Source organism: Clostridium sp. RTP31139st1_H3_RTP31139_211217 (assembly GCF_040227035.1).
GTDB classification, from domain to species: Bacteria; Bacillota; Clostridia; order Clostridiales; family Clostridiaceae; genus Clostridium; species Clostridium saudiense.
The window spans coordinates 24,887-34,221 of the sequence record NZ_JBCOAB010000035.1; the positions used below are offsets into that span (position 1 = coordinate 24,887).

6 protein-coding genes are annotated in these 9,335 nt (G+C 29.7%); 5 read left to right on the forward strand and 1 reads right to left on the reverse strand.

What is annotated here, in order from left to right; all coding sequences use genetic code 11:
- Positions 1-41: 41 nt before the first annotated feature.
- The 3 genes from xdh (at position 42) to msrB (ending at position 4,637) form a co-directional block, all read left to right on the forward strand.
- Positions 42-2,591: a selenium-dependent xanthine dehydrogenase gene (gene xdh, locus ABUA17_RS13565; protein ID WP_042400424.1), complete on the forward strand. Its 2,550-nt coding sequence runs from the start codon at positions 42-44 to the stop codon at positions 2,589-2,591.
- A 302-nt stretch (positions 2,592-2,893) separates the two neighbouring features.
- Positions 2,894-3,640, forward strand: a complete 747-nt coding sequence (locus ABUA17_RS13570; protein WP_055292028.1) for a hypothetical protein — start codon at positions 2,894-2,896, stop codon at positions 3,638-3,640.
- A gap of 40 nt (positions 3,641-3,680) precedes the next feature.
- Positions 3,681-4,637, forward strand: coding sequence for a peptide-methionine (R)-S-oxide reductase MsrB (gene msrB / locus ABUA17_RS13575; protein WP_156327493.1), 957 nt, complete (start codon positions 3,681-3,683; stop codon positions 4,635-4,637).
- Positions 4,638-4,729: 92 nt separating this feature from the next.
- On the opposite strand, the gene alr is transcribed toward msrB, so the two are convergent.
- The gene (alr, locus tag ABUA17_RS13580) at positions 4,730-5,890 is read right to left on the reverse strand and encodes an alanine racemase (RefSeq protein ID WP_042400418.1); all 1,161 of its coding nucleotides are present in this window, start codon (positions 5,888-5,890) and stop codon (positions 4,730-4,732) included.
- 232 nt (positions 5,891-6,122) lie between these two features.
- Between alr and ABUA17_RS13585 the strand changes: the two genes are divergently transcribed.
- Positions 6,123-7,358 carry a peptidase U32 family protein gene (locus ABUA17_RS13585; RefSeq protein ID WP_055292025.1) on the forward strand — a complete coding sequence of 412 codons (1,236 nt, stop codon included), beginning with the start codon at positions 6,123-6,125 and terminating at the stop codon, positions 7,356-7,358.
- A gap of 126 nt (positions 7,359-7,484) precedes the next feature.
- A complete protein-coding gene (locus ABUA17_RS13590) occupies positions 7,485-8,837 on the forward strand; it encodes an MATE family efflux transporter (protein WP_195951630.1) in 1,353 nt (450 codons plus the stop codon).
- Positions 8,838-9,335: the final 498 nt, after the last annotated feature.

Genomic DNA, 9,335 nt, shown 5'->3' on the forward strand with positions numbered 1-9,335 from the left:
ATGAATATATTATGCTTGAGATTTGCTAATCGAATAAAAATATGGTTAGTTTTTTTCTAAATGGTCAACTTAAGTGGATAAGTGAAGAAGAAAAGTTAATAAAGTATTTAAGAGAAAATGAGAACTTAGTTTCTGTAAAAAATGGATGTAATGAAGGGGCTTGTGGTGCATGCATGGTTCTAATTGATGGTAAGGCAACAAAATCATGCATTGTAAAGGGTAAAAAACTTGAAGGAAAAAATGTAATAACGATAGAAGGATTAAGTCAGAAGTATAGGAAAGCATTTGCATATGCTTTTACTAAAGCGGGTGCGGTTCAGTGTGGATTTTGTATACCAGGAATGGTTATAAGTGCAGTAGGATTATTTAATAAAACATTAAATCCTTCATTAAATGATGTGAAGAAGGCACTTGTTGGAAATATATGCAGATGTACAGGATATAAAAAAATCGAAGAAGCAATATTAATGGTAGCTGAAATAATAAGAGATAATAAAGAAATTCCATTAACTAAATGCAAAGGACTAATAGGAGATTCGTTGGGAAAAGTAGATGCTGAAAATAAGGTATTAGCCTTAGATGGATACTGTGATGATTTGAAGATTAAGGGAATGTTATATGGGGTAGCACTTAGGCCTAAATATCCTAGAATTCTAATAAAAAATATTGATTATAACGAGGCTTTACAGATAAAAGGAGTAATTAAAGTAGTAACAGCTAAAGATATACCAGGAAATAGATTTTGTGGGCATTTAAAAAAAGATTGGCCAGCATTAATTGATATAGGTGAGGAAACTAGATATATTGGTGATGCAATAGCGTTAATTGCAGCTGAAAGCGAAGAGATTGCAAGAAAAGCAATGGGGTTGATTAAAGTTGATTTTGAAAAATTGAAACCAATAACTTCGCCGAATGAGGCTTTAGAAAAAGATGCACCAAAACTTCATAGTGACGGTAATGTTTTAGCAAGAGAGATTTTGAAAAGAGGAAATGTAGATGAAGCATTAAAAAAATCTAAATTTATTGTTAATAATAAATATTCCGTCCCTTTTACTGAACATGCTTTTTTAGAACCGGAATCAGCACTTGCTATACCTACAGATAGTGAATTAATAGTTTATACAGGTACTCAATCTGTTTATGATGATTTAAGAGAAATTTCATCTTTGTTAGGAGTTGATATAGATAAAATTAGAGTTGTTTCAAAGTATGTTGGAGGCGGTTTTGGTGGTAAGGAAGATATGAGTTGTCAACATCATACAGCACTTCTTGCTTATTTAACTGGAAAACCAGTAAAAATGACTTTAACTAGGGCTGAAAGCATTAATGTTCATCCTAAGAGACATGCTATGGAAATGGAATTTACTACAGCTTGTGATGAAAATGGAATATTAACAGCCATGAAAGCAAAGATAATTGCAGATACTGGTGCTTATGCATCTTTAGGAGGACCTGTGTTACAAAGAGCGTGTACTCATGCTGCAGGGCCATATAATTATCAAAATTCAGAGGTTGAAGGAATTGCAGTATATACTAATAATCCACCGGCAGGTGCGTTTAGAGGATTTGGAGTTACTGAATCAGCATTTGCAACTGAATCTAATATAAATAAACTTGCGGAATTAGTTGGTATATCTCCGTGGGAAATAAGATGGAGAAATGCAATAGAAGCAGGTCAGGAATTACCCAATGGGCAAATAGCAGATAGTGATACTGCATTTAAAGATACTTTACTTGCTGTTAAAGATGAATATTATAAAAGTGAATTTGCTGGAATAGCTTGTGCATTTAAAAATTCTGGAATAGGTGTAGGGTTACCTGATATAGGAAGGACTATTTTAGAAGTACAAAATGGGAAAATAATAATAAGAACGTCTGCAGCTTGTATGGGACAAGGAGTAGGAACAACAATGACTCAAATTGTTTGTGAGGTATTAAATATAGATGCAAATAGTGTAGTTTGGATACAGCCGGATACGAAAAGGACTCCTGACGCAGGAACATCAACGGCTTCAAGACAGACTTTATTTACAGGAGAAGCTACTAGAATAGCAGCATTAAAGTTAAAAGCAGCTATTAAAGGAAATGACTTAAATTCAGTTAATGGACAAGAGTTTTATGGTGAGTATTATGGTAAAACCGATAAAATGGGAAGTGAAAAAAATAATCCTATAAGTCATGTTGCTTATGGATATGCAACACAAGTTGTAATTTTAAATAAAGATGGAAGTTTGAAAAAGGTTATTGCAGCTCATGATGTTGGAAAGGCAATTAATCCTTTGAATGTTGAAGGGCAGATTGAAGGAGGAGTTGTTATGGGACTTGGATATGCATTAACTGAAGATTATCCATTAAAGGAGAGTATTCCAACTGCAAAGTTTGGAACTTTAGGGTTGTTCAGATCAACTATGGTTCCTGAAATAGTACCAATTATTGTTGAGAAGAGTACTTCGAAATTAGCTTTTGGAGCAAAAGGTGTTGGCGAAATTACATGTATTCCAACAGCTCCTGCAGTTCAAAATGCATATTATAAATTGGATGGCATCTTTAGAACTAAGTTACCACTAAAAAATACGTTTTATAGAAAATAATGAAGTATTAACTGAAATTATTATTTTTTATTAAAATATATATTAAATTTAGTTAAGTAAACTTACTGATTAGATAGATGTAATGATATTAAATTAATACAAAACAATAAAAAAGTTAAATATTTAGACATATGATATCAGAAAAGATATTGTATGTCTTTTTTTGAATGAATAATAGAAATAAAATACATAATCTAATTTATAATAATTTACTTGTATTTGAAATATGTATTTACATTAAATAAAGGTATATAGTATATATTAATATTAATTATGCAATTTAATATATAAATGAGGTAATTATGAAAAAGACATTATACGAGTATAAAGATAAAATAAAAAAACTACCTATAAAATATAAGTATTTAAAAAATGAAATATTAATTGAAGACTTTCTTATTGATAAGGAAAATAATATAGAAATATATTATGCACCACATAATGAATATCTAAATCCTAAAGCGAAAATTTTTATAGTTGGAATAACACCAGGGTTTCAGCAAATGAGCACAGCTATATCAACAGCAAGAAAATGGTTAGAGGTTAGTGATGATATTGAAGAAATACAATATAAATGCAAATCAGAGGCTAGATTTAGCGGAAGCTTAAGAAAAAATATAATTTCTATGTTAGATGAAATAGAACTTAATAGGGTTTTGAGTTTAAATAGTTGTGAAGAGTTATTTGGAGACAGAGATGTTTTATTACACACAATATCGCTAATACCTTATCCTGTGTTTGTAAAGAAGGAAAATTATACAGGTCATACACCTAAATTAATAAAAAGTGATTTTTTAATGAAATATATATATGATAATTTTATTAATGAGTTCAAAAAGCTAAATGAACCAGAAAAAGTATTATTAATACCGTTAGGTAAAGCTGTTGAAGAAGTATTGATAAGGCTTCAACAAGATGGGATTATTAAAGAAAATCAAATACTGTTAGGATTTCCCCATCCGTCAGGAGCCAATGTAAATAGAGTTATTCAATTGGAGAAAAATAAAGAAAATATGATTAAATTTATTAAGAAGCATTTTAATATATAAAGTGGTTTAGAATTAATATTTCACATGGAGGGTAATAAGTATGAGTAAGATAAAGAAAGCTATTTTTGCAGGAGGGTGTTTTTGGTGTATGGTTAAGCCCTTTGATTCATATGATGGTGTAAAAAGTGTTATAGTAGGTTATACAGGTGGAAATATAGCAAATCCAACATATGAGCAGGTTTGTAGGATGGAAACTGGACATTATGAAGCCGTGGAAGTAACATATGACGAAGATATTATAAAATATATAGAGTTAGTAGAAGCCTTTTTTATGAGCATAGATCCTACTGATGAAGGAGGACAATTTAATGATAGAGGAAGAAGTTATGAAACTGCTATATTTTATTGTGATGAAGAGCAGAGAAGAGTTGCAGAAGATTATAAGTTAAAATTAAATGAAAGTGGGATGTTTAACAAACCAATAGCAGTAAAGATACTAAAAGCTAAAGAATTTTATAAAGCAGAAGAATATCATCAAGATTATTACAAGAAAAATCCTTTTAGATATAAAGCTTATTATGTAGGGTCAGGTAGAAAGCAATTTATAGAGGAAGCTTGGAAGCTTTCAAGTAAAAGGAAAAGTGAGCTTAAAGATATATTAACACCTCTTCAGTATAAAGTTACTCAAGAAAATGGAACGGAACCACCTTTTGATAACGAATATGATGATAATTTTGAAGAGGGAATATATGTTGATATTGTAAGTGGAAAACCTTTATTTTCTTCAAAAGATAAATTTAACTCAGGATGCGGTTGGCCTGCATTTTCAAAGCCAATAAATAAAGGGTATATTAAGGAAAAGCAAGATTTTAGTCATGGAATGTTTAGAACAGAAGTAAGAAGCACACACTCAGATTCGCATTTAGGGCATGTTTTTACAGATGGACCAAGCGAATTGGGCGGATTAAGATATTGTATAAACTCTGCATCATTAAAATTTATTCATAAGAATAAAATGGAAGAGTTAGGATATGGAGAATATATAAAAAAATTATAAGGGCTTATATATTAAAAAAGTATGTAGATATTAGGATTACTACATACTTTTTATAGTTATATAAATTGTGAATAAAGTTTAACTTAAGGCTTTTATACATTATTTTTAACATCGAAAATTTTACCATCTTTAATATAAACCCTAGGAACTCTTTTCTTTAAAAGACAAAGTACTTCATAATTAATGCTGTCACAACATTTGGCAAGATCATCTGCATCAAATTTAATATTATCAGTTTTTCCAAGTAAAATTACTTCATCTCCACTTTTAACATTTCCGATATCTGTAATATCAATCATAAATTGATCCATGCAAATATTGCCTACTATAGGAGCAAGTTTACCATTAACAATTACTTTAGCTTCGTACTTTAATTTTCTGATATATCCATCAGCATATCCTATAGGAATAGTAGCAATTATACTTTTTCTAGTTGTTTTATAAGTTCTATTATATCCAATATACATGCCTTGCTCTAATTCTTTGACGTGAGCAATTCTGGCTTTTAAAGTTAAAGCAGGTTGTATTGATAAATTTTCTTTATTTACTTCATTTGATGGATAATATCCATAAAGTATAATTCCAGCTCTTACTGAATCTAAGTAGGTATTTGGCATATCTATTATTGCTCCACTATTAGAGGCGTGTTTTAAAGGTATGTTTATTCCTACTTCGGTAAGTTTTTCAATAAAGCTGCTTATTTGATTAAATTGATAATGAGTATAGTCTTTATCTTTTTCATCAGCACTAGAAAAATGGGTAAATATACCAACGACATCTAATCCCTTTAATGAGCAAATTTCACAAACTTGATTAAAGCTTTCTTGAGAAGGTAAAAACCCGATTCTACCCATTCCAGTATCTAAAGCTATATGAACTTTTGCTTTTTTATTAAGTGTTAATGCTAAATCAGATAATTCTTTTGCATAATCTAAATCGTAAATTGTTTGTTCTATATCATAATTAATTAGTTCTTCACCTAAATATAAAGGGGTATAACCAAGAATCATTATAGGTGCAGTAATATTATTATTTCTTAGTTCGATGGCTTCTGTAAGCATAGCAACAGCTAATCTAGAGGCTCCGTTTTCTAAAAGAACAGGTGCAACATCCAAGGCTCCATGTCCGTAACAGTCTGCTTTAACAACAGCCATTACTTCTTTATCGCCAGCTAATTTTTTTATATTTCTCATATTATTTGCAATTATATCTAAATCTATTTCAGCCCATACAGGTCTCATTATCTTATCCATTATCACACCTCGAATTTATTTACATCTTTACTATTATTGTAATAAAAAAAAGCTAAAATGATAAGTACCACTGCATATATAAATTTTAACAATAGTGGCACTATAATAGTTAATAGTTAATAGTTAATAGTTAATTCTTAACTGAAAAAAGTGTTTTGCATTTTTTGCACATTGTTTATTAAGATAAAAAATGATATTATAAGTAAAAATCTAAATAGAAGGATGAGATATAATGTCAATAAAATATAAAAAGCCAGAGCTTTTAGCACCAGCTGGAAGCCTTGAGAAATTAAAAATTGCATTTCAATATGGTGCAGATGCTGTATATTTTGGAGGTGAAGCCTTTTCTTTAAGAGCTGCAGCTCAAAACTTTACTTTTGAAGAGATTAAAGAGGGTGCAGAATTAGCTCATAGCTTAGGAAAGAAGATATATTGCACAGTAAATGTAATGCCAAGAAATGAAGGAATAGAAAAGTTACCTGAATTTTTAAAAAGTCTTGAAGAAGCAAAGGTAGATGCGGTATTAGTATCAGATCTTGGAGTATTTAGAACTGTTCAAAAGCATACTAATTTACCGATACATATTAGTACTCAAGCCAATACAGTAAATTATGAAGGGTGTAATATGTGGCATGATTTAGGAGCAGAACGTGTAGTTTTAGCTAGAGAGTGCTCATTAAAAGAAATAAAAGAAATTAGACAACATATTCCAGAAGAATTAGAATTAGAAGTCTTTGTACATGGAGCAATGTGTATGTCATATTCAGGAAGATGTTTATTATCAAGTTATATGACAGGAAGAGATTCGAATAGAGGTGCATGTGCGCAGAGCTGTAGATGGAAATATTCATTAGTAGAAGAAAAGAGACCAAACCAATATTTCCCTATTGAAGAAGATCAACATGGTACATATATAATGAATTCAAAGGATTTATGTATGATAGAGCATTTACCAGAACTTTTAGAAGCAGGTATATCATCATTAAAGATAGAAGGAAGAAATAAAAGTGAATATTATGTTGCTATAGTTGTGAATGCATATAGAAAGGCTATAGATTTATATTATGAAGACCCAGAAAATTATAAGTTACCTAAAGAATTAAGAGATGAGATGTACAAAGTTAGCCATAGAGAATATAATACTGGGTTCTTCTTTAGTGAACCTAAAAGTGATGCAATAATTTATCATACAAATGATCATGTTAGAGAATATGATGTTGTTGCTATAGTACATGAGTATGATGAAGAAACTCAAATTGCATTATGTAAACAAAGAAATAAATTCATAAAGGGAGATAAAGTAGAAATATTAACTCCTGGTGAATTTGGAGAAAGCTTTGTGGTTGAAGAAATTTATAATGAAGATGGAGAAGCTATAGATGGATGTCCACATCCAGGAATGATGTGTAAAGTTAAAGTGCCATTTAAAGTTGGTAAAAATAGCTTTATAAGAAAAGAGTTAGTGTAAATAAGTTGTTTGTAAGATAGAGATTGTTTTGTGCTAAATAAAATAGTCTCTATCTTTTTTTTAATAAAAAGATATGGTATTATTATGTAATTTATGAATGTATAATTTATGGGAGGAGGTGTGTGGATGAAAAATAAGGATAAAAATTTATTAATTCAATTATTTATTATTGCGATACCGATAGCAATACAAAATCTTATTAATGTAGGCGTAAGTGTTACAGATACATTGATGATTGGAAATATAGATGAGTTGCAGTTAGCAGGAATTTCACAAGCAAATCAACCGTATTTTATTTTTACCACTTTAATATTTGGACTAGCATCAGGATCTATGGTTTTAAATTCGCAGTATTGGGGGAAGAGAGATATCAAATCAATAAAAACTATAATGGGGTTGATGATGAGGATTGCAATTGTTGGAGGATTAATAGCATCTTTGGTAGTACTCATTTTTCCAAAAGAGGTTGTATCAGTTTTTACTAATGAAAAAGTAGTAATTGAATATGGAGCTATGTATTTAAGAATAGTGGGTTTCTCATATGTATTCTCTGCATTTACAGGAGTATATTTAATGGGGCTTAGAAGTATACAAAATGTAAATGTATCCATGTGTATTTATGGATTTTCATTTATATTAAATGTATTTTTAAATTATATATTAATATTTGGGCACTTGGGGATGCCTAGGTTGGAGATTATAGGAGCTGCACTGGCAACTTTAATAAGTAGAGTGTTTGAAAGTATATTAGTAGTTATATATATGTATGGAATTGAAAAACAAATTAAGTATAAATTAAGTGATGTTTTTAGAAGGACATCTATGTATTGGAAACATATTGTTAGATATAGCCTACCAGTATTATTAAGCGAAATTAATTGGGGGTTAGGTATATCTGTTCAAGCAGCTATTATTGGAAGATTGGGTGCAAGTGTAATTGCAGCAAATAGTTTTATAAGTGTGTTTCAACAGTTAGCAGGTATTGCAATTATGGGATTTGGCGGAGGTGCTGCTATTATAGTAGGGAATTTAATTGGAGAAGGAAAAGAACGTGAAGAACAAGTATTGAACTTTTCTAAATTACTAGTTAAGCTTAGTTTTTTCTTAGGGATAATTATTGCTATTGGTGTTATAGCAATTAGGCCAATAGCACCAAGTTTTATAAAAGTTTCCAAAGAGACAGCTGAATTAATTAAAAATATGTTATATGTTTCTGCATTTTTATTGTTATTTCAATCAGTAACAGTTACAACATTGGCCGGTGTATTAAGAGGTGCTGGTGATACTGTGTTTTGTGCAATAAATGATATTGTTACTTTATGGGGGTTAAAAATAGTATTAGGGACTATTTGTGCATTTGCATTAAAATTTAATCCTGTTTTAGTATATTTAATTTTATCTAGTGATGAGTTTTTTAAAGCTTTAGTGACTATTCCAAGAGTTTGGAAGGGAAAATGGATTCATTATACAACTGTTTAGTGAAAATTACGTATTAATAGAATTTATAAAATGAAGATGTATCAAACTTTAGGGTAATATGAATATTTTTAAGTGAAAATGGGTATTTATATTAATAAGATATCTTGATACGTCTATTATTTTATAATATTAGTATAAATTATTCTTAAACTTATCCTAGTGTATCAATATTAGAATAAGAAAGAAAATGATATAAAATGATAGAATAAAGAGTTTAATTCTAGAATTTAGCTGAATTATATATTTTGTTTTAAATAATACATGGTAGTATTAGATACATCGCTGAGGGCAGAAAAACAATATGTTTATATGCTAGTAGTAAGTGAAAAATTTCTTAAAGAAAAATGTTGAAAGTTTTTTAAAAAAATGTTGACATGAATCGGCAAGAATGATAAGATAAGAAAGTCGCTTCGGTGCGACAGAGTAAATGGTCTTTGAAAATTGAACAGAATATAGTTAAAGTAAACCAGCAATTCTTTTGAGAGTCTTAAAACAAAG

Coding starts and splice junctions, on each gene's coding strand:
- xdh (WP_042400424.1), top strand. CDS start 42: ATGGTTAGTTTTTTTCTAAATGGTCAACTTAAGTGGATAAGTGAAGAA.
- ABUA17_RS13570 (WP_055292028.1), top strand. CDS start 2,894: ATGAAAAAGACATTATACGAGTATAAAGATAAAATAAAAAAACTACCT.
- msrB (WP_156327493.1), top strand. CDS start 3,681: ATGAGTAAGATAAAGAAAGCTATTTTTGCAGGAGGGTGTTTTTGGTGT.
- alr (WP_042400418.1), bottom strand. CDS start 5,890: ATGGATAAGATAATGAGACCTGTATGGGCTGAAATAGATTTAGATATA.
- ABUA17_RS13585 (WP_055292025.1), top strand. CDS start 6,123: ATGTCAATAAAATATAAAAAGCCAGAGCTTTTAGCACCAGCTGGAAGC.
- ABUA17_RS13590 (WP_195951630.1), top strand. CDS start 7,485: ATGAAAAATAAGGATAAAAATTTATTAATTCAATTATTTATTATTGCG.